Source organism: Algoriphagus sp., assembly GCF_013373065.1.
Classification (GTDB): domain Bacteria; phylum Bacteroidota; class Bacteroidia; order Cytophagales; family Cyclobacteriaceae; genus Algoriphagus.
Genome location: NZ_JABXIN010000011.1, coordinates 96,987 through 117,566 on the forward strand (window position 1 = coordinate 96,987; position 20,580 = coordinate 117,566).

At 39.1% G+C, this 20,580-nt stretch carries 17 protein-coding genes; 9 read left to right on the top strand and 8 right to left on the bottom strand.

What is annotated here, in order from left to right; genetic code table 11:
• Positions 1 to 122 precede the first annotated feature (122 nt).
• The gene (trpS, locus tag HWE15_RS07280; RefSeq protein ID WP_290506856.1) at positions 123 to 1,097 is read right to left on the bottom strand and encodes a tryptophan--tRNA ligase; all 975 of its coding nucleotides are present in this window, start codon (positions 1,095 to 1,097) and stop codon (positions 123 to 125) included.
• A 70-nt stretch (positions 1,098 to 1,167) separates the two neighbouring features.
• Here trpS and HWE15_RS07285 point away from each other — a divergent pair, with 70 nt between their 5' ends.
• Positions 1,168 to 2,259 carry a DUF1573 domain-containing protein gene (locus HWE15_RS07285; RefSeq protein ID WP_290506857.1) on the top strand — a complete coding sequence of 364 codons (1,092 nt, stop codon included), beginning with the start codon at positions 1,168 to 1,170 and terminating at the stop codon, positions 2,257 to 2,259.
• A gap of 54 nt (positions 2,260 to 2,313) precedes the next feature.
• The gene (locus HWE15_RS07290; RefSeq protein WP_290506858.1) at positions 2,314 to 6,048 is read left to right on the top strand and encodes a T9SS type A sorting domain-containing protein; all 3,735 of its coding nucleotides are present in this window, start codon (positions 2,314 to 2,316) and stop codon (positions 6,046 to 6,048) included.
• Between the two features lie 80 nt (positions 6,049 to 6,128).
• On the opposite strand, the gene HWE15_RS07295 is transcribed toward HWE15_RS07290, so the two are convergent.
• On the bottom strand, positions 6,129 to 7,334 hold the full coding sequence (locus tag HWE15_RS07295; protein WP_290506859.1) for an acyl-CoA dehydrogenase family protein: 1,206 nt from the start codon (positions 7,332 to 7,334) through the stop codon (positions 6,129 to 6,131).
• A gap of 116 nt (positions 7,335 to 7,450) precedes the next feature.
• Here HWE15_RS07295 and HWE15_RS07300 point away from each other — a divergent pair, with 116 nt between their 5' ends.
• Positions 7,451 to 8,410: a tryptophan 2,3-dioxygenase family protein gene (locus HWE15_RS07300; protein WP_290506860.1), complete on the top strand. Its 960-nt coding sequence runs from the start codon at positions 7,451 to 7,453 to the stop codon at positions 8,408 to 8,410.
• Positions 8,411 to 8,428: 18 nt separating this feature from the next.
• Here HWE15_RS07300 and HWE15_RS07305 read toward each other — a convergent pair whose 3' ends face one another.
• From HWE15_RS07305 to HWE15_RS07325, 5 genes are all read right to left on the bottom strand, one after another.
• The gene (locus HWE15_RS07305) at positions 8,429 to 10,036 is read right to left on the bottom strand and encodes a hypothetical protein (RefSeq protein WP_290506861.1); all 1,608 of its coding nucleotides are present in this window, start codon (positions 10,034 to 10,036) and stop codon (positions 8,429 to 8,431) included.
• 2 nt (positions 10,037 to 10,038) lie between these two features.
• Complete coding sequence (locus HWE15_RS07310; RefSeq protein WP_290506862.1) at positions 10,039 to 11,109, bottom strand: alpha/beta hydrolase; 1,071 nt, start codon at positions 11,107 to 11,109, stop codon at positions 10,039 to 10,041.
• A gap of 194 nt (positions 11,110 to 11,303) precedes the next feature.
• On the bottom strand, positions 11,304 to 13,016 hold the full coding sequence (gene ggt, locus HWE15_RS07315) for a gamma-glutamyltransferase (RefSeq protein WP_290506863.1): 1,713 nt from the start codon (positions 13,014 to 13,016) through the stop codon (positions 11,304 to 11,306).
• Entirely contained in the window at positions 13,009 to 15,387 is a 2,379-nt protein-coding gene (locus HWE15_RS07320) for a prolyl oligopeptidase family serine peptidase (RefSeq protein ID WP_290506864.1), read from the bottom strand. Before HWE15_RS07320 ends, ggt begins: the two co-directional genes overlap by 8 nt.
• Before the next feature lie 11 nt (positions 15,388 to 15,398).
• A complete protein-coding gene (locus HWE15_RS07325) occupies positions 15,399 to 15,737 on the bottom strand; it encodes an Hpt domain-containing protein (RefSeq protein ID WP_290506865.1) in 339 nt (112 codons plus the stop codon).
• Between the two features lie 168 nt (positions 15,738 to 15,905).
• Here HWE15_RS07325 and HWE15_RS07330 point away from each other — a divergent pair, with 168 nt between their 5' ends.
• The 6 genes from HWE15_RS07330 to HWE15_RS07355 all read left to right on the top strand — a co-directional run bounded on the left by HWE15_RS07330 (position 15,906) and on the right by HWE15_RS07355 (position 19,888).
• Positions 15,906 to 16,052 (top strand): hypothetical protein, encoded by a 147-nt coding sequence (locus HWE15_RS07330; RefSeq protein WP_290506866.1) that lies wholly within the window; start codon positions 15,906 to 15,908, stop codon positions 16,050 to 16,052.
• 1 nt (position 16,053) lies between these two features.
• Positions 16,054 to 16,512, top strand: a complete 459-nt coding sequence (locus tag HWE15_RS07335) for a DUF2452 domain-containing protein (protein ID WP_290506867.1) — start codon at positions 16,054 to 16,056, stop codon at positions 16,510 to 16,512.
• 3 nt (positions 16,513 to 16,515) lie between these two features.
• Positions 16,516 to 17,160, top strand: coding sequence for a hypothetical protein (locus HWE15_RS07340; RefSeq protein ID WP_290506868.1), 645 nt, complete (start codon positions 16,516 to 16,518; stop codon positions 17,158 to 17,160).
• Positions 17,157 to 17,912: a LytTR family DNA-binding domain-containing protein gene (locus tag HWE15_RS07345; protein WP_290506869.1), complete on the top strand. Its 756-nt coding sequence runs from the start codon at positions 17,157 to 17,159 to the stop codon at positions 17,910 to 17,912. Before HWE15_RS07340 ends, HWE15_RS07345 begins: the two co-directional genes overlap by 4 nt.
• Positions 17,913 to 18,020: 108 nt before the next feature.
• A complete protein-coding gene (locus tag HWE15_RS07350) occupies positions 18,021 to 19,163 on the top strand; it encodes a serine hydrolase (protein ID WP_290506870.1) in 1,143 nt (380 codons plus the stop codon).
• Positions 19,160 to 19,888 carry a hypothetical protein gene (locus tag HWE15_RS07355; protein ID WP_290506871.1) on the top strand — a complete coding sequence of 243 codons (729 nt, stop codon included), beginning with the start codon at positions 19,160 to 19,162 and terminating at the stop codon, positions 19,886 to 19,888. The genes HWE15_RS07350 and HWE15_RS07355 overlap by 4 nt, the downstream gene beginning before the upstream one ends.
• A gap of 63 nt (positions 19,889 to 19,951) precedes the next feature.
• Here HWE15_RS07355 and HWE15_RS07360 read toward each other — a convergent pair whose 3' ends face one another.
• Complete coding sequence (locus tag HWE15_RS07360; RefSeq protein ID WP_290506872.1) at positions 19,952 to 20,569, bottom strand: deoxynucleoside kinase; 618 nt, start codon at positions 20,567 to 20,569, stop codon at positions 19,952 to 19,954.
• Between the last annotated feature and the right edge of the window lie 11 nt (positions 20,570 to 20,580).

The following is a 20,580-nucleotide window of genomic DNA, read 5'->3' on the forward strand; positions in this document are numbered from 1 at the left end:
GGGTTTAATCTACTTTAATATCAAAAGAAGATTAATTTAAAATTTAGTTAAGCAATATTAAAAGAATTCATTTACTCACCAGTTTTGGTAAATGCAATAACTCTTTAGTGTCTAGAATTTTTTTATCTAAAACCTAGATTTTCTCGAACTCGGTCAAGGATTTTATCTCCTTCAACTTTAGCTTTTGCTTCTCCTTCTGCCAGTTTTGCTTCGATTTCTTTGGGATGACTCATAAAAAAGTCAAAAGCAGCCCTTTCTTTTTGAAATTTCTGAAGGATCAATTCAAACAATTCTTTCTTGGCGTGCCCATAACCATAATTTCCACCAAGATAGTTTTGTCTCATTTGAGAAATTTGGTCCGGATTAGCCAAAAGGCTGAAAATCTGGAATACAGTACACGTATCAGGATCCTTGGGTTCTTCGAGGGGAGTGCTATCTGTTATGATTTGATTGATATTTTTCTTCAGTTGTTTTTCAGGTAGAAAAATGTCAATCGTATTTTGATAGGACTTACTCATTTTCTGTCCATCGGTGCCAGGAATCGTTTTCACTGCTTCCGCTATTCGAGCTTCTGGCAAGGTGAAAATTTCTTCTTCTACAATCCGGTTGAATGCTGCGGCAATGTCTCTGGTCATTTCCAAGTGCTGCATTTGATCTTTCCCCACTGGTACCAAATCAGCCGAATAAAGGAGGATATCAGCTGCCATTAATACGGGATAAGTAAATAATCCAGCATTGACATCTGCCAAACGATCAGCTTTATCCTTAAAGCTATGGGCATTAGCAAGCATAGGAAATGGTGTAAAACAATTCAAATACCAAGTCAATTCGGTGACTTCTGGTCTCCGGGATTGTCGGTAAAAAACTGTTTTATTGATATCTAAACCAAAAGCCAACCAAGCAGCAGCCACAGCAAGGGTATTTTGCTTTCGAAGTTCCCCATCTTTAGTCGATGTTAAGGAATGAAAGTCTGCAATAAAAATGAAGGATTCCTCAGCATTTTGTGCTGCTAATTCAATAGCGGGTATTATAGCACCCAAAATATTACCCAAATGTGGTCTTCCACTACTTTGAATTCCTGTCAGTACTCTTGCCATTGGTTTAATTTTGGCGCAAAATACGTAAAAGAGCCTATAAATCGTTTGGATTTATACGTTATTTGCCCTTATGAAACGAATTCCTGTTGTATTGATTTTTCTGATTTTACTGGTGTTTTCTATCCAACCTCTTGCTGCTCAGGAGACTATCCCGTCACGACTGGTTTGGAAAGTGAATAAAGTAGACCTAGGTACTATTTTAGAGGAAGAGGGTGACCAATTAGCTGTTTTTGAATTCACACATTCTTTGGATTCTGGGGTATGGATAGAAAAGGTTTGGACGGATTGTGGCTGCACCACGGCTGAATATTCTCGGGATACCCTTGTGGCAGGGGAATCGGGGATGCTTCAAGTTGTTTTCGATCCTACTTCTGCTGTTGGAGATTTTTCTCGTATGGTAGTGGTAAAGGGAAATCTTCAAGGAATGCAGGACACACTTTTTATTGAAGGGAAATCCATTCCTTTGCCTACCAACCCTGTGATCGATTACCCATTTGTAAATGGGAGTATTGGCTTTCGATTGGAAAAAATCAATATGGGTGATGTATTTACCAATGAACCTAGCAAGCGAACCATAGAGTTTTTTAATTTTTCAGAATCAATCTTGTATGCTGATAGTTTGGAATATATCGGACCAGCCTATATACGGGTTCGTCAAGTTGAAGATTCCATTTTGAACGCAAAACGTGGCTTGTTGGAAATAAGCTATTTAGGTTCTGGAAAGGATGATTTAGGTTTTTTTGAAGACCCCATCCAACTGAAATGGTCTGATTCTTTGTGGGTGAATGCGGAGGTGATTGCCAATGTTTTTGAGTTTTATCCTAACCTTTCAAAAGACAAATTAGGGTTAGTCCCTTCTCTTAGAATTTCTCCTACAGAAATCGACTTAAAAGAAATAAGTGCTGATCAAATTCAAGAGGTGAGTTATACTTTTACCAATCGAGGAAGAGAGGTCTTAGAGATCAAAAAAGTTCAGGGAAATTGTGAATGCTTAACATTAACCCTTCCCAAGAAAGAGCTTGGTCCGGGTGAAAGTATGGATCTAATCGTACAATTTGATCCTTCGGGAAGACAAGGAATTGATCAGCGGAATATTTACATTTTCTCAAATGATCCACTGAATTCAATTCAGTCGGTCATCCTTAAATCTCGTATCAAATAATTTTGCATTTTTAGGTTTTGTTATTTTATTGATAACTAGCCAATTATGCAACTCATGAAACGCGCCTATTTTTCATTTCTTTTATTGCTCGTTTGTGGGCTCTTGGCTTTCCTTCCAAATTCAGATTCAGAATTTCGGGTAAATCCATATCTCCAAGTCTTTGGTAATGGTGACTATCAAATAACCTTTTGGTCTACAGGCACTTCGACTGCAGAATTTATACTGATAGATGAAAATCAAAGCCCTATTTTAACTGAAAATCTGAATGGAGAGGTAGTTCCTGAAATCTACTATACGCAAGTTGAGAAAACTGAAAACATCAACGGTTTGACTCAAGGAAGTTGGCTTTTTCCTGACGACACTTTCAAGTTTAAAATCGTACTAAGCGATTTGAAGCGGGACGCTGCCTATTCTTATCAGGTTAAGCTTGGAAATGAAACTTTTAAAAGTGGATTTACAACTGCACCTGATAAGAATAATTGGTCTTCAATCAGATTTATAGCTCTTTCAGATAGCGAAACAGAACCCTTAGGACGAGTCACTCGGAGAGCATGGTATCCTGCATCAATTAATTCTAGACCCGCCTCATTTTTCCAACCCTGGAAAGCGAAATTTGGGACTACCCTTGATCAAGGCTTTGAAATTTCCAATTATTCACTAACGGAAAAAGAAGGTTATGAATATAATCTTAGAGTAGTCAATGAACGGCTTCCCGATTTCATGTTGATGCCTGGGGACCTTGTCCAAGGAAGTGGATATCAACCCGCTTGGGATGAGTTTTGGAGACATAATGCTGGAGAATACGATCAAGGCCTTTCAAAGTACCCCCTGATTCCGGCTTTAGGTAATTGGGAAAACTTTGGAGCCAAAAATGGTGGATATGGTACAAATGAGCGGGGTGAGTTTCTTCCTAAACTCGGGAGGGAGCGATTTCACGCTTATTTTGAAACCCCTTCAAATGACCCCCTCCAAAAACATCGGCAAAGTTATTATCGCGTGGATTATGGGCCAATTACGGTTTTGACCCTTGATTCATCTAATGGAACGCCAGATCAAAAGCGCTCTGATTTTCCTGCGGATCAAAAGCTCAAGAATCAGGAATTAACTGCCTTAGGAACAGATACTCAAGAGAACTATACACTTTCCCAATACCAAGCTGCAGGAGGAAATGATTTAAGTGGGTTTGGTCAGGGTACTCCGCAATATGAATGGTTGGTTTCCAATTTACAGGATGCTCAAGAAAGTAAACAGCTAGTTTTTGTCCAATTCCACCATATTCCTTATAGCTCAGGGGAACATGGTGTGCCTATTAATCATGAATTGGCTACTGGACAAGGGGGGATTCCGATGCGGGTTTTAAACCCAATTTTTGAAGAATATGGGGTGATTGCAGTATTTGCTGGTCATGACGAACTCTTTGAGCGATCCTTTGTCGATGAAAATCAAGATGGAAGCGGTGTTCTGTATTATGATGTTGGAGTTGCTGGTGATGGTATGAGGGGTGAAAAACGGAATTACCTTAAGAATCCTTTGGAATTGCTGAATTACAATTCCTTTAAAAAATGGACTGCTGATCAGAACGAGCCTGAACAGTGGGTTGAATCAGGCGGTAATCCAGTTTTATCCGATGGAGGAAAGCATTATGGGCATTTGGAAGTGAATGTCCAAAAGGTTTCAGAGAATGGAAAAGAATATGCTAAAATTGATTTTAGCCCCGTTTATATTTTTCCGGTCTTGGATCAGAATTACAATCTGCAATCTGTCGAACGTAGGGTGTACAATGACGAGGTTTCTTTGAAAGTTTTGCTTGCTGAAGAAAAGTTTGAACCAGTACTGAAAGAAAATGTCAAACTTTTTCTGGATAAAGATGGAAAGGCTTCTTTGAGTCCTGAAAAAGTTTTGGTTGAAGTTCCTGATGAAGATTTTTCTTTTGAATATTCTTCGGGTGAACAACTTGATTGTAGTGATTTGGGTGAACAAGAATTAATTGTGACATCCACCCGTAAATCCGATGGAGAAATATTTAAAGATACCACAAGCTTAAGTGTAATAGATACAATTGCTCCTTCATTAGAATACAAATCTGTGGTATATGAATTTGATCTAACAAAAGGAGAACTGTTTTTTGATGTGGAAGACTTCATGGTTTCTCCTCCAACTGATAATTGCAATAGCGAGTCAATAGAAGTGAAGTTGGACAAAGAATCAATTTCCTGTTCAGATTTAGATTCAGGTTCAGAAAACATTTCCATTGAGCTAGTTCTTACAGTCTCTGATGCTTCTGGAAATTCAAAAACGTACACTACCTCTGCCCTTGTAAATCTTGTAGAATCCCAGAAAGTAAGTCTTTCACCTATAGGAAAGCTATATGAAGGTAGAAGTGTTGAACTGAAATTAGGGGAGGAGTTGGATTTCCAAGTGGTTGAATGGAGAAAAGGAACCAACCTAATTGAAGGAGAAAAAGGAAAGTTTATTTTGGTAGATTCTCCAGGTCAATATTTAGCAATTCTTGTTTTGGAAAATGGATGTTGGGTTGCTTCGGAGTCCATCTTGCTCGAATTGGAAGATTTACCTTTTCCAAGTGTGAAGGAATCTATTCAACTTAATTTAAACGCTGAAGGAATTGCTGTTTTAGATTATGAATCGGTTTTTGAAAGTTGGCCATTTGATAGTTCTGGATTGAATTTGGAGCTCTCAAAAACCCAATTTACCTGTTCTGACTTGGGAGAAAATATGGTCCAAATGATCATTTCTGATGGAAATGGTACACAGTGGTCTTTTGATGTGGCTGTTTTGGTAGAGGATAAGGAAGGGCCAATGTTGGAAGTTCAGGATATTGAAATAGACTTAGATGTCAATTTGGGAAGTAAGTCAATTTCTACAGATGATTTGATTCTGAATTTGAGTGACAATTGTTCTGTCAAGGAAGTAAGTCTTAGCAAAGAAGAATTTACATGCGAGGATATTGGAAAAGAAATTCCAGTGATTCTTCGCGCAATCGATCCATCTGGAAATGTTACAGAAGTGCAGGCTCTTGTAACTGTTAATAGATTTGAACAAACTCAAGTTACATTGACTGGGAATTTGGAGTTCTGTGAAGGGGAAGAATCCTCCCTTTCTGTTCAGGCATCAGGGGATTTTGAGGTAATTAGTTGGCTCAGAAATGGAAGTCCAATTCCGAATCAAAATGCTTCCAGTTTAGCATTGTCTGAAAGTGGAATTTATCAAGCCGTCATCAGGTATCAAGGAGGTTGCATATCTGAGTCGGATGTGGTTGAAGTTAAGGTAAATCAGCTTCCAAAAGGTGAAATTGAAGTAAATGGAGATATTTTAATCGCTCCTGCCGGAGTGTTTGAATATCAATGGTACCGAAATGGAGAAATCATTCCAAATGCTACCGAATCTTCCTATCAAGTCAATTTAATGGGAGAGTATTCGGTTTTTTTAACAAATCAAGCGGGATGTACTGCTTTTATCGAGCCTGTGACATTAACAATAGCAGGTTTGGGAAGTAGACCGACCTTTGAAATTAAAACTATCCAGATATATCCCAACCCGGCTAGTGAAACAGTAAAACTGGAGTTTCCAGATGATACTTCTCTGGAAGCAAATAACCTAACGATATATGGACCCGACGGTAAAAATCTTACTTCTCTGGTTCGAATCCTTAATTGGGGGGTAGGCAAGGCCGAATTGGAGATTAATTTATTGCCAGCTGGCCTATATTGGGTTCAACTTCCAAATGAAAACCAAACGATTTACCAAGGAAAGTTGATAAAGGCTCACTGAGAATGATTTTAGGAATTTAAGGCAATAAAAAAGGTTCATGATATTTTTCATGAACCTTTTTTATCACCGTCTCTCTTTTTCTATTTGAATGCAGGAATACCCGTGATTTCATTTCCCAAAATCAGCAAATGAATATCATGGGTGCCTTCGTAAGTAATTACGGATTCTAAGTTCATCATATGACGCATGATAGGATACTCTCCGGTAATTCCCATTCCACCGTGGATTTGACGAGCTTCTCGGGCAATAGTTAAGGCCATTTCAACATTGTTTCGTTTGGCCATGGAAATGTGGACTGTCTTTGCTTTTCCTTCATTCATCATTTTACCAACCTTCCAGGCGAGCAATTGTGCTTTTGTGATTTCAGTTAGCATTTCGGAAAGTTTCTTCTGCACCAACTGAAAGCTAGCAATCGGCTTGTCAAATTGGATTCGTTCTGCTGCATATTTACGTGCTGATTCATAGCAATCCATTGCTGCACCGATCACTCCCCAAGCTATTCCATAGCGAGCAGAATCCAAGCACATCAAAGGAGCACCCAAACCGGACTTTCCTGGAAGGAGGTTTTCTTTTGGGACCTTGACATTATCAAATACCAATTCACCGGTACATGAAGCTCGTAAAGACCATTTGTTGTGAGTCTCAGGGGTAGAAAAGCCTTCCATGCCACGCTCGACAATCAGGCCGTGAATTCTGCCTTCCTCATTTTTGGCCCATACTACGGCAATATCAGCTTTTGGGGAATTGGAAATCCACATTTTAGCACCGTTCAATAAGTAGTGATCCCCCATGTCTTTGAAGTTGGTGACCATACCGGAAGGATTTGAACCGTGGTCAGGTTCGGTTAAGCCAAAGCATCCAAGCATTTCACCGGAGGCTAATTTTGGAAGGTATTTTTTGCGTTGTTCTTCAGAACCAAATTTATAAATCGGGTACATAACCAAAGAACCTTGCACTGAAGCTGTTGAGCGCATACCAGAATCTCCTCGCTCAATCTCTTGCATGATGAGGCCATAAGAAATGTAATCCAATCCACCTCCTCCATATTCTTCGGGGATTTGTGGACCGAATGCTCCCACTTCACCAAATTTTTTCACAATGGATTCAGGGAAATATGCGTTTTGTGCCCAAGATTCGATGTATGGGGATATTTCTTTTTTCACAAAGTCACGAATGGTACTTCGAATCAATAGGTGCTCCTCCGTCATTAGATCATCAATATTTAAAAAATCTACTCCCTCAAATGTATCCTGCTTTAGCGATTTTTGGATTTCTACAGCCTGCATGTGTTTTTTTGGTTTATTGAATTGAATCAGTGATTTTTGTTGCTAACAAATCCCAGCACCTTTCGAAATAAATAGATCGGGGGGTAAAAAACTATCATTTTTGATAAAATTTAGAGATGGAAAACCCCCAATTTGACCCCCGGATTCTTGAGAAAATTAAGCAGCTTGAAGAAAAGTTTAAAGCCTCTGGTCAAGACATGTTGTCTTATCTGGAAGGGCTTTTATATGCCGATTACTTAACCTATTGGGAGTATATCAATTTGGATGTATTGCTTTCCCTTCAACAGCCCAAAACAAGCTTTAAGGACGAAAGGATTTTTATCATCTATCATCAAATTACCGAACTCTATTTCAAATTGATAATTTCTGAGATGGAGCAGATTTCGGATGAAGAACCACTTTCAGAGGACTTTTTCAAGACCCGATTGGGACGAATTCTAATGTATTTCGATCATTTGATCAGTTCTTTTGCGATGATGTGGAAAGGAATGGAGCGAGAGCAATTTTTGAAATTCCGTATGTCTTTGTTGCCATCCTCAGGATTTCAAAGTGCACAGTATCGGGAAATAGAACTAATGGCCACAGATGCCTATCATTTAGTTACTCTGAATGATCGAAAAGACTTTGATTACCATTCTCCTGCTGATGATATTTTCGAGCATTTGTATTGGCAGCGCGGTGCAATTGAGTTGGCTTCAGGTCAAAAAACTTTAACCCTCAAAAACTTCAATTTGAAATACGGAAAGAGATTGAAGGAATTGATTGATGGATATAGACGTAAAAATATCTGGCGACGATATATGGAACTGGAAAATCCATCCGAAGAATTGACCGAATTGATGAAGCAATTTGATCTGAAGGCGAATGTTTTTTGGCCTTTGGCGCATTACAAATCTGCGGTGCGCTACCTTCAACGTGATCCGGTTGATATTGCGGCTACAGGCGGAACCAACTGGCAGAAGTACTTACCTCCACGTTTTCAGAAAGTAATTTTCTTTCCTGAGCTTTGGACGGAAAAGGAACAAGAAGAATGGGGCAAAGGCTGGGTCGTAAAGGAAATTTTTGGTGAAGAATAAGGAGTGTTCCCAATGCAATTATTTTGGGTAATTCTCTTTTACAAAATCTGATGCATTGTTAAAACAAAAATCTTCCACTGCTTTTTGTACCTCTTCGTGTGAATTCAGATGAGCTAAGTGGGCCTTTCCACCATCCAATCTTGCCCTTTCTATTTCAGCTATTAGTTGATTACTAAATGAATTAAATTCCAGTGCAGTAGGGAAGGGGTCTATTGGATCAATGAGCCCTTCAAAATCTGTCCCAATGGTAATGGATTTCCAGATTTGCCCTTTTTCAGACTCAGATAAATTGGGATTGGTATACGCACTATTGAGTACTGCCTCAATATTTTCCCAAATAAGCTGAATTCCATTGCGTTTGGAATTGTTTTTCAAATCATCCTTGGTAATCCCAAGGATTCGTTGATCAAAGGACAGACCAAACATTCCTTTGGTTTTAACAATCAGTTCGATATCCTCATCACACATATTGATATTCCAGGCATTGAATTTCCCGCTAGGATCGGTGTAATCGTCTTTTTCTTTTTCCTGCAACTCAATATGCTGATCAAGTGTAGCAATTCCGGAATAACCACAATGGGAAGCGATTACTGGAATACGATCCCCTTTTTCAAGACATTTTCTGATTAAGTTATAATACTCCTTTCGGGATCGAGCGCTCATGTGCTTTACATCAATCAAAATTCGGTAGCCGAGTGAATCATCTCGGTTTAAGTCCCGATCCAGAGCCAGTAATTCCTTAAGTATTCTTCTTCCGTCATTATTAAATCCTGCATTCATCCGTTTGGACTGGTCCATCAGAATTTTACCCATTCCTGGGATGGAATGAGCATGACCGCAAAGATGATTGTCAAAATGGTGGGCAAAGGTGATAAAGAAGATTGGTGCCTCCCAGTTCTGTTTGATTTCCTGTACACGATCGGAAATTTCCTCGATGGACTGTACTCGATCCGTTCCCAAAGCATGAGCGCCTTCAATCGTTAAAATCATCGTGATTTCTGAATCATCTTCTATCGATTGATTTAATTCCGATTTGTTTTTGGGGACGCGGTAACAGGCATCTTTGGCCTGATAGGAGCGGGGATGCTGGCTGGCAAATTTTCGAGCCAAACGTTCTTCTCGGAGAAATGCTTTGGGAACGTGAATTTCATTTTTTCGAATCCGCTTGCCGGAATCCATCAAGACAAAATCCCGCTCTCGCTGTAAAGATTCCCAGTAATCGTAATCTTCAGATTGGAAATAATCCACGACTTTGTCCGGGATTCGCATATAAGCTGTTTGTAATAAATCCCTTCGAAGGCCCTTGGACCCCAAGATGGCTGATGTCAAAAAACGAAACCATTTGTCTTTTCCGATTTTTGGGTCTATCCCTTGGACAAATTGTCTTTCGAGGGGATATAAAGAATTAAAGGTTAGTCTGAGATTGGAGTTCCAGCATTTTACCAAATCAATTTGGCTATAGCTCGCGCCCATTTTTCCCATTTGGTGATTTCGATGATTAGAAGCTATGACCGTCCAGGGGCTAAACTCTTCTTTCCTTCGAAATTTTTTTTCCTTCTCCTGCATGTGGAAATGAGCTCGCATATGATTGTGACAATGCAAGTCAGAAAATTTGCGCTTTCCCATAATTACATGCTAAAAATTGAATTACCACCTTTCATGACTTCAATGATATCATCCACAACCGTTGGGGAATTGTAGTAATACCAATGATGAACTGTGTCGTTTAAAATACCTTTATCATCCTCGATATCGGTCACATTGCATTGGTAGATATCATCAGCCAAACTCACGGAGTTTTTAGCTCCCCATCTTCCCAAGCGATTAAAGGCATTTTTGGTTAATTCGGAGATTCCAAGCGCTTGGTCTTTGTTGTGATAATAAACATGTACTCGCTCTCCGAAATCAATCAATCGATAAAGTGGGTTGGGTCGCTCTAAGGCATAGTAATCGATATCTGCACCTACAAGGAGTATTTCACCGAAAATGGAGTTGATTTCTAAGCCAACATCCTGAACGCCTTTGACCATATTCTCCAATACTCGATTCCCCATACTATGACACATGAGATGGATTTTTTGGTCACAGAGTGGCTTTCGTTCTTCGACAAATTTCTTTTTGAAAAATTCTCGTAATGAAGCCATGGATCTTGCCAAAGCAAAACCAGACTGCATGGCATCATAAGCATCCGATCGATATTTAAGCAATTTCTTTTTGGCAGGCCAAGTGAATAATACCAAATGCTTGATGGTAGAATCCTCTGGCTCCACGTATTTTCTATGGAGTTCACAAAGGGTTTGCATGGCAGTCTCCAAATCGGATTTAAAGCCATGTACAAAAACCATAATGTCTTCTGATATTCTGATATGATCTCCACCTGGGGTCTTTTTGCTGGCTTTTATTCCTGACTCATAAAGCTCATTGAATATGTGTGTAGATGGGAATTTAGCCTTATTGACATCCTTGTCATCCGCATAGTTGGCAAGAAGGGCTTCATCTACCTCAGGGATGATTTGAATGGAAAAGTCTTGGAGCTTTTTGGCTTTTTTAGGTTCAAAACTTACGGTTCCATAGCGGAGATTATGACGAGCTTCCTCATCGCCATCTTTTCGCATGAATTCCGTTTCATTCACAGATATGTAGTTTTTACTTTTTCTGGAAGTGACTTCCCTGTTAGTAATGATGTAGTGGGTAACCATGATGAAAGAGATTTTAAGGGTTAAAAATGATTCAATTTTCAGTTGCTCTTGAATGGACTGAAATAAAAATCCTACTTAATTTTAAAAATAATTGCCTGATTTACAAATGTTTTGACTTCAGATGTATTTGCAGTTATGGCAACTCATCAAGCAAAAAAGAAAAAGGCCTTGGGTTTTACCAAGGCCTTTAATGTTTAAAATCCGGCTGCTTCATTTTCCCTTCTAGGGTCAGCTCCACCTTCCAACTTTCCATCTGGTAACACCATTATGGCATCCACAGAACCGATAATTGGCGTGCGTCCTTCGTTGATGAGATAATTCTTAGCGGTTAAGATTTTTAATAAGGTACTGTCAAGGGAATTTTCCTCAAATAAAATTTGATCTGGTAGCCATTGATGGTGAAAACGAGGAGCTTCCACTGCCTCTTGCATGGTCATATCAAATTCATAGGCATTCAGAATTGTTTGCGCAACGGCTGTAATAATGGTAGAACCTCCTGGTGTCCCAACGATCATCCAAAGTTTTCCGTCTCGTTCCACCAATGTAGGAGTCATAGAGCTCAACATTCTTTTTCCAGGAGCAATGCTGTTGGCTTCAGCACCAATTAGTCCAAACATATTTGGTACTCCAGCTTTGCTACTAAAGTCATCCATTTCATTATTCATAAAAAAGCCCAATTCATCCAAATAGACTTTTGACCCATAGGCACCATTTAAGGTAGTGGTAACAGCAAGCGCATTTCCTTCTGTATCCATAATGGAGTAATGGGTTGTCTCCATACTTTCAGCAAAAAGCACTGACCCTTCTGAAATGTCGGAGGAAAGGGTAGCTTTTTCAGGATCAAAGCTTTCCATTCGACTTCTCAAATATTCATCATCCAACAGCTCCGTAATAGGAATCTCCACAAAGTCTGGATCTCCCAAATAATAATTCCGATCGGCATAGGCCCTTCGCATAGCTTCTGTTAAAACCTGAACATAGTCAGCCGAATTATGCCCCATACTTTTCAGATCAAAGGGTTCAATCATTTTCAAAATCTGACCAATAGTTACACCCCCCGAACTTGGCGGTGCCATGGAGATAATCCGAAGTTCTTTAAAGTCAAAAACGATCGGTTCACGCCAAGCGGCCTCATAAGCAGCAAGATCTTCTTCTGTTATGATTCCCCCCATTCTTTGCATATGATCTACGAGAATTTTGGCGGTTTCACCCTTATAAAATTCATCTCGGCCATTGTTGGCAATTCGTTCTAGGGTTTCAGCCAAAGCAATATTTTTGATCGTGTCGCCAGCATTCCATTCTTTTCCAAAGAATGTATCATCTCCATTAACTTCTCTAACAACATCTCGAATCCCCTGAAGTCTGCCGGCTTGTTGGGTGCTCACCACAAATCCATTTCTTGCCAAATCAATTACTGGCTGTAAAATATCCTTTGGCTCGAGTTTTCCGAATTTGGCCTGGGCTTCAAAAATTCCTGCTATGGTTCCCGGTACTCCAGAAGCCAAAGCTCCTTTTGTACTTAACCCTGGAATTACCTCTCCATTCTCATCCAAATACATATCTCTATCGGCGGCAAGTGGAGCTTTTTCCCGGTAATCAATGGATCCTATATCTCCATTTGCCATTCGGTAAACGGCAAAGCCTCCACCACCCAAGTTTCCAGCAAAAGGAAAAGTGACAGCGAGTGCCATTTCAGTGGCCATCATTGCGTCGAAGGCATTTCCTCCTTTTTGCATGATTTCTACACCTATTCTTGAAGCTTCTCCACGGGCTGAGACAACCATCGCATTCTCAGCTATTAAACCTCTTTTTTGTTCTTTATATTCATTTGGTGTTTTGCAGGAAAATACCAGAAAGGGGATGCTCAATAGAAGAGCAGCAAAGCGGATGTAGGCGGTTCTATTCATTCAATAAAGTGCTGTTGAAGAGTTTAAGGATACGCTTATATTCATCTGTCCAGGAACTGGGTTCTACAAATCCGTGGTCTTCCACCGGATAAATAGCCATTTCCCAATTATCTTTTTCCAATTCAATCAATCGTTGCGAAAGACGAACAACATCCTGAAAATGCACATTAACGTCCAACATTCCATGGGCCATTAGTAAATTTCCTTTCAGGCCTTCTGCAAAATAAATAGGAGAGGATCTTCGGTAGGCAATCGGATCTTCTTCAGGAGTATTCAATATGTTGGATGTGTAGCCGTGATTGTAATGTGCCCAATCTGTTACTGATCGAAGTGCTGCTCCTGATTTGAAAACTTCAGGCTCGGTAAATAATGCCATCAGGGTGATAAATCCCCCATAACTTCCACCATATATTCCTATTCTTTCGGAATCAATTCCATAGGCTTCTACCAAATGCTTTGCGCCATCTACTTGGTCAGAAAGGTCTTTTCCGCCCATATGTCGATAAATTCCAGTTCGCCAATCCCGACCATATCCGGCAGAAGCTCGGTAATCAATATCTAAAACGGTATATCCTAAATCGGCCAAAAGGTTATGAAACATGTACTCACGGAAATAACTGCTCCACCATTTGTGGACGTTTTGTAGGTAGCCTGCACCATGGACAAAAATGACCGCCGCTCCATTTTTCTTGGAGGGTTCAGGTTCGTAAATTCTTGCAGGTACTTTGGCTCCATCACGTGCTGTGAATCGGATAATTTCCGGATCTCGCCAGTTGTAGAATTTAAATTCTTCGCTTTGACCATCGGTTAGTTTGCTAGGTTTTGCACCTACCTTGTTTTCCTGCAAGTAAAGCTCCGCTGGTGAATTACTGTATGAATGAAGGATTGCAAGAAATTTTTCGTCTGGAGATAAAGTCACCTGATTGTTTCCTGTCATATCGGTGAGTTTTTCCATTTTTCCACCATGAACAGGCATTCTGTAGAAATGCCTTTCTCCTGGATCTACCTCCGATGTGGTCAAGTACCAATAGGTTCCATCTTTTGAAAGAAAAGGATCAAAAACCTCAAATTCTCCTTTGGTTAATGCTTTCTTAGTTTGCTTTTCTATATCATATAGGTAAAGGTGGGAATAGCCACTTTCTTCAGATTGGAAATAGATGTGCTTGTTATCGGGAAGCCATCCCAGCGTTCCTCCGGAAAAGGTCCAACCAATACCTGGACCTGCTATCCAGGCTTCATCACGCTGTCTATCCAAGGTTGTTAATTCTCCAGTTTCCAGATCAACTAGTGTAATCCATCGATCCTTATTATCTAAAGAGCGGGCTTGAACAATGGCTTTTGATCCATCTGGTGAAAACACGGGTCCAAATAAAGCTAAGTCTCGATCTTTTTGAGGCCATTCTTTATCAGGATAGTCTTTGACATAATCGGGAAGATCTGTTAACCCTGGAAGGGAAGACGTATTGATGAAATAGACGGTATCTCTTTCCAAATTGTAAATCCCGATTTCGGATGTAGTTGGGTTTGTTCCAACTTTTGGGCGTGCATTCAAATCTTCCGTGTAGCCTGAGGCATCTACATAATTTGGAACTTTGGTGTTTTTATTGTTTGCTGTTTTATAAAATGTAAACGTAGAGAATTTCCCATCTGGGGAAAGTTGAAGGTTGGATGGATTTTTTCCTTCTGTGTAAAAGGTAAATTCTTCTTCTGGTTCTAGCTGAGTTCCTTCTCTATAAGCTTGGCTTTGATTTCGTTTTTCTTCTCGTTGGCGGACAACTTCCAAAAGTTTGAGATTTTCCTCCTCTAAGAATGGCTTTGATTTGTCGGAATTTGAATCTCTCTTTTCGGGTCTTCCCGGTTTATTTCCTGTTGAAATATTTGTAACCCGCTCTAAAGCTCCTGTTTGGAGATGAAAGGTGTAGATATTCTGTTCGCTGACAAAATAGATCAGGTTTTCATCGGCCATGAAAGTTGGATTGCTGACCCTAGCATGCCAGTTTAGGATTTCTTTTTGTTCTCCACTCGGAAAACTTTCCAAATAGATCCGATCATTCGGCATTAAAAATAGTCTCTTGCTTTTGTCTTTATTGTATGCAGCCTGATTTCGACGCATAGCCCGTTCCTCTCTCCAATCCACCTTGCTGTATTCCGTAAGTTTATTTAGTTGGATTTGGTAAAGGGAATCGGAAGGATTTCCTTCTGGATTGTAATCAAAATAGATGGTTTGACTATCGTCACTCCATCGGATATCCGAAGGGAAATAGCCTATCCAATTGGGATCCCGCATGATATACTCTACGCTTAGTGTGCTTTGAGCATAAAGGAAACCTTGGACTAAAATCAAAAGTCCTATCAGTGAAAATTTACGCATGAAGTATGGTTTTATTTGCTTTTAGTTTCCAGAAAATCGCCAAGCTCTTGTTTGATTCCTTCTAAATGAGCTTGAAGTGTCTCATTCAAAGCTTGGGAAGATTCTAGGTTTTCCTCAATATCTTCCAGAAGTTTTCTGGTCTTTACTGCCCCAATATAGCTCATGGATGGTTTGGCCTTATGACATCTTTTTTTAATGGTCAAAAAGTCATTTTCTTGATAGTATTGGGGGAGTTCTTGAAGGTCTTTTATATTCGTGTCCAGTATAATTTGGATCATTTCACGAATCATATCAGGATCATCTTCTCCAAAATATTGGTAAATGGAAGACTCACTAATGAATTGATACATATTGCTGGTGAAAAAGCCGAAAACGAGTAATTACCCTTGAAAGAGTTTTCTAAAATTATAAACAATTTTCAAAAAGCATTATTTCTATAATGAAAGAATTGGACTCAGGGAATCTTCTTTTTCCTAATTGGGTTTAATTTTGTTTTCTATCTAAGCTTCGTCACCTTTATGAGCAAGGGAAAAAAAATATTCTTGATCCTTTTCTTCATTTTCATGGCTATTATGCTTTGGATTGGCTATGATATTTCTCAAAAAACAACCTTCCCTGGTTCAAAAGGGAATTTAAAAGAACGGATCTCTACCGGACAAGAATAAAATGAGCGGTAAGAAAATAAATATAGAAGAGCTTGATTTGGAGCGTATGAAGGAAAAAGTTTCTGAAAATCCGGCAACTTTACCTTATGCGCATCATTCGGGGAGTGCAATCATCAAACCTGAGGATCAAGGGAAAATCACAGGGCGTGCTGTGGCTGCCATGCATTCACAGACGGATATGCAAATGGCACAGATTTATCAGCAGATGAAATTGCTGGCTGAGCAGGCTGAAAAGATCAAAGCCCGAGTTGAAGTTTCTGAACGGATTTATCAAGCCGCAATCGGATTTGAACCCCTGATTAATCACGTCTACTTTTTATATCAAAAAGCTGATGGAACAGATTTTTTGAGTTTAATCGCCCCAGAAGAATGGGGAAGAAAAAAAGATTGGGCAAATTTTGTAGCGGAAGTAAGGCTGTTGGCTGATCATACTTGGGAAATCATTCGCGAAAACGTCTGATTCATGATGCATTTGATGACCCGCCAGCTTGACTTGATTCTGAAAGATGGAGGTGCCGGTTACGAAGCGGAGTTTGAGCTGCCGGTTGTTTCTCATTATTTGGATGAAAAAGGAAAAAGCTTTTTAACTGAGATATTTTCTGATTTAGGAGGAGAGGGTTCAATTCCGCTTTTTGAAAAAATAAAGCTGGATTTTCGAATCAATCGTCAATTAATCCTCTGGGATACCGAGGTACATTTCAATCGGTATAGACTTGCTTCTCTTCGGTCTGAACTCTACTCTGAGTTTAATTTTTCTTTTGTAGATTCTTACAAAAGACTTTGCAGAACGTACGAAAAAGATGCTATTAAGGCAGGTTTACAAGTAAGGGTTTGGAATGGTCCCCCTTTTGCAGAACGCCTTTTTGGAAAGGCCAATGAGCCAGGAGATTTCTCCGGGAATGGAGCTGCAGGTTGGAAGTTGCAAGCCTACAATGACAGCCAAATAGATTTATTGACTCGGATTCATGGATACAAAATAATACGACTTTGTCCCTATGAAACACTAATGATTGGGGGATCTTTAAAACGTTTAGATCAAGTTCTAATAAATCCTAAAGAAGAACAACGGGAAATGATTTTCAATTGGTTAATGAGAAAAATTCAATGAAGATCTCCTATAAATCCATAAGAGTTTTCTATGTGCTCTTTTTGGGGCTTCTTATCTTTTATATTCTATATGTTTTTGAAGCATTTAGGATAGACCAGGGAATATCTTATTCGGGACATGATTTTTTGACCCGTTCTATATTATTTGGGTTTGTAAACCTGATCGTTTTTTTCGGAATTGAATTTGGCTTGTCCAAGAAAATACAAGCTAAAAACCTTCTTCAAAAAATAGCCTGGATATTCACACAAATTCTAATCGGAGGGACTTCTATTTTTCTATTGTTTAATTACTTCTGGGATTGGCAGGAATGGACTTTAAATGCTTACGTTCTGATGATTATGGAATATTTTTCCATAATGATTATTCCGGTTGTACTCTTTCAATTTTTGATAAAGGATAGATTTACACTAAGTATACAAAAACCTGAAGTCTTGATTTTTCAGTCTGAGAATGGTAAAGATGGAATTCAAATAAAACCTGAATTTTTTTTGTTCATCAGATCAGATAAAAACTATCTGGAGATTTACTTTTTAGAAGGAGAAAATGTGAAAACGCATTTGATTCGAAATCGACTGAAAGTTATTGAAGACAGCTATGAGAATTCACCTTTTTTGACTCGTTGTCATCGGAGTTACTTGGTTAACCCTATTCAAATAGATAAAATCTTCAAAAACAAAGGAAAATCGGAAATACATATTCAAAACCATATCATTCCGATTTCAGATTCTTTTCTTGGGAATTTCATGAATTAATTTCATTCAGTTGGAATTCATCCCACATATCTGATTTTCGTCCCAAAACCTGTTTTTCAGACTTGATTTATAGATTATTCTCATTTGATTTGAGCAAACGAATCAAAAATGATGAACGTAATAATCTTAATTCTTTTGGGATTGAACCTTCTCCAAGTTCATGTAAATGACTCTTTAAATTTATCTATTCAAGATTATTCGGAAATCGAAAAATTAATCGATGATGAATATAAAAAAGGGAATTTTAGTGGAAGTCTTGTTATAGGAAATACGGAAGGTGTTCTTTTTCAAAAGCATGCTGGAATTGCAAATAGAGTTTGGAATGTCCCAGTTGAATCGACAACTCGATTTGATATAGCGTCGATCAATAAATCTTTTATCGCAGCATTGATTTTGAAAGCTGTTGAGGAAAAAAAGTTGGGCCTTGATACTAAGCTTGTAGACTTTTTGGAAGATGTTTCCTACTCTGGAACTTTTCACTCATCTATTACAATCCATCATATGTTGAGCCATACCTCAGGTATTCCAGACTATGATGGGGTTTCTGATTCTTTAAAAGAAGAAGGTTTTCTAAGACTAAAACGACAGCATTTTGATCCAGTATCCTACATTGATTTCATTAGTCAGCTACCTCCTGTTTTTAATCCTGGCGAGGGATTTTATTATAGCAATTTCAGCTACCATCTTTTGGCCATAATTCTCGAAAGAATTTATGACATGCCTTTTGATAACCTTTTGAAGGAAAAAATTACTATTCCATACGGGATGGCTCAAACGTTTTCTACTACGAATAATGAACAGGTTTTTCCTCGGCTCGCAGAAGCTTATAATTATGATGAGGGAAAGATGGAATGGTACAGGAACGGATTTATTGATTTGACATTAGGAAGAAGAATTTTTTCTACAGCGGGTGATCTTTTTAGATGGGGTCAAATCACAGCGAACAATGAATTACTAGATGTGGGTCTTTATAAATTAATGACAACCAATCACTTGAAATCCATTACTGATGAAATTTCTTATGGCTATGGTTGGGTAGTTTTTCAGCCTGGAGATCACTTCCGGATGGGTGATTTGGGGATTGATATGCCGTATTTAATTCATGGAGGAAATACAGAAGGATACCGATCAATGCTGATCATTTTGGATGGAGGAAAGCACATTTTAGCTATGACCACCAATTCTGGAAGTCGGTCAAATGAAATGGAATTAAGCAAACGAATTATTCAATTATTGATAGAAAAGAAATGATAAATCAAATTCTAAAACTTTCGCTTTTTCTGGTTTTATGTATCGGGAATGTCTCGTTTTCACTCGGCCAAAACTTGGTTGGACTGTGGGAGTTCGAGCATGTCAGGGTAGGGGATCAAGAGCTTACGCCGATTGCGCGGTGGACAGAAATAACAGAAGATGGGACTTATTATTCTGGAAATGGCTGGTCGCGTCATTCCGAAGGAACCTGGAGTTTTGATGCTTCCACCAACGAATTTCTGCCTGTAGACCGATATGGGCCAGAGGACCCTTCAGGACCATTTAAAGTCGTTTTTGAGAGTAATGATAAAATGATTTGGACCCGTATGGAGGAAGGGGAAAATGTGGTGGTCTCCATAAAAAGAATTGAAAAAAAGCCTACAGCTCATTGGGATTTAGTAGTTGGTTTGTGGGAATTATCGGATGTAGCTGATAAGGGAGGATCTGAAACAGAGCAGCAGAATTTCTATGTAAATAGTTTTCTTTATTTCGGATGGGATCGAAGATATAGGCAAATGTCTACCGAAGAAGGGAGGCAAACGGGTTATTGGCATGCACATGCCCATCGTCCAGAGGTCACCCTACTAAGTCATAATCCAAATAAACCCGTAGAAAGCTGGAAAATTCTGTTTAGAGGTGAAGATGAACTTGAATTAGAAGGTGTTTCTGATAGTAACAAAGGAGTTAAAATTGTTTTCCAACGAAAGAAACAATTCCCTGGTTAAAAAAACACCCCTTCAATTTTGAAGGGGTGTTTTGTTTTAGTGTGGTGAGTGATTGGACTTTTTCTAAGCAAAAAGCCCAAACATTTCCCGCTCGATTTTTTCAACAATGAAGGAAAAATCCTCTGGTCTTTCTACAAAGTCCAAATCATTGACATCTATGATCAGTAATTTTCCTTCTTTATACCCTGCAATCCAATCCTCATAATGTTGATTGAGGTTTTTTAGGTAGTCAATTCGCATGGCAGTTTCATAAGTTCTGCCACGTTTTTCAATCTGCCCTACCAGCTTGGGAATGTCAGCCTTCAGATAAATCAACAAATCCGGAGCATTGACGTGTTGAATCATGGAGTCGAATAGGCTCCTGTAGTTCCAATAATCTCGTTCAGTTAATAACTTACTCTTATAAAGGTTTGCAGCGAAAATATAGGCGTCTTCATAAATCGTGCGGTCCTGAATAGTATTCTCCTTGCTTTCCTGAATCTTCCGGATTTGATTGTAGCGGGAGTTAAGAAAATATACTTGAAGGTGAAAGGCCCATCGCTTCATGTCTTCATAAAAATCGGGGAGGTAAGGATTATTGTCCACCGCTTCAAACTCAGCTTTCCAACCGTAATGTTTGGCAAGCTTTTCTGTAAGCGTAGTTTTCCCACTTCCGATATTTCCGGATACTGCTAAATGCATACTTATTAACT

Excerpts from the sequence above, each read along its gene's own strand:
- HWE15_RS07345 (WP_290506869.1), top strand. The coding sequence starts at position 17,157 with ATGAAGATCTCCTATAAATCCATAAGAGTTTTCTATGTGCTCTTTTTG.
- HWE15_RS07360 (WP_290506872.1), bottom strand. The coding sequence starts at position 20,569 with ATGCATTTAGCAGTATCCGGAAATATCGGAAGTGGGAAAACTACGCTT.
- trpS (WP_290506856.1), bottom strand. The coding sequence starts at position 1,097 with ATGGCAAGAGTACTGACAGGAATTCAAAGTAGTGGAAGACCACATTTG.
- HWE15_RS07300 (WP_290506860.1), top strand. The coding sequence starts at position 7,451 with ATGGAAAACCCCCAATTTGACCCCCGGATTCTTGAGAAAATTAAGCAG.
- HWE15_RS07285 (WP_290506857.1), top strand. The coding sequence starts at position 1,168 with ATGAAACGAATTCCTGTTGTATTGATTTTTCTGATTTTACTGGTGTTT.
- HWE15_RS07355 (WP_290506871.1), top strand. The coding sequence starts at position 19,160 with ATGATAAATCAAATTCTAAAACTTTCGCTTTTTCTGGTTTTATGTATC.
- HWE15_RS07320 (WP_290506864.1), bottom strand. The coding sequence starts at position 15,387 with ATGCGTAAATTTTCACTGATAGGACTTTTGATTTTAGTCCAAGGTTTC.
- HWE15_RS07330 (WP_290506866.1), top strand. The coding sequence starts at position 15,906 with ATGAGCAAGGGAAAAAAAATATTCTTGATCCTTTTCTTCATTTTCATG.
- HWE15_RS07295 (WP_290506859.1), bottom strand. The coding sequence starts at position 7,334 with ATGCAGGCTGTAGAAATCCAAAAATCGCTAAAGCAGGATACATTTGAG.
- ggt (WP_290506863.1), bottom strand. The coding sequence starts at position 13,016 with ATGAATAGAACCGCCTACATCCGCTTTGCTGCTCTTCTATTGAGCATC.
- HWE15_RS07290 (WP_290506858.1), top strand. The coding sequence starts at position 2,314 with ATGAAACGCGCCTATTTTTCATTTCTTTTATTGCTCGTTTGTGGGCTC.
- HWE15_RS07310 (WP_290506862.1), bottom strand. The coding sequence starts at position 11,109 with ATGGTTACCCACTACATCATTACTAACAGGGAAGTCACTTCCAGAAAA.
- HWE15_RS07350 (WP_290506870.1), top strand. The coding sequence starts at position 18,021 with ATGATGAACGTAATAATCTTAATTCTTTTGGGATTGAACCTTCTCCAA.
- HWE15_RS07335 (WP_290506867.1), top strand. The coding sequence starts at position 16,054 with ATGAGCGGTAAGAAAATAAATATAGAAGAGCTTGATTTGGAGCGTATG.
- HWE15_RS07305 (WP_290506861.1), bottom strand. The coding sequence starts at position 10,036 with ATGGGAAAGCGCAAATTTTCTGACTTGCATTGTCACAATCATATGCGA.
- HWE15_RS07325 (WP_290506865.1), bottom strand. The coding sequence starts at position 15,737 with ATGTATCAATTCATTAGTGAGTCTTCCATTTACCAATATTTTGGAGAA.
- HWE15_RS07340 (WP_290506868.1), top strand. The coding sequence starts at position 16,516 with ATGATGCATTTGATGACCCGCCAGCTTGACTTGATTCTGAAAGATGGA.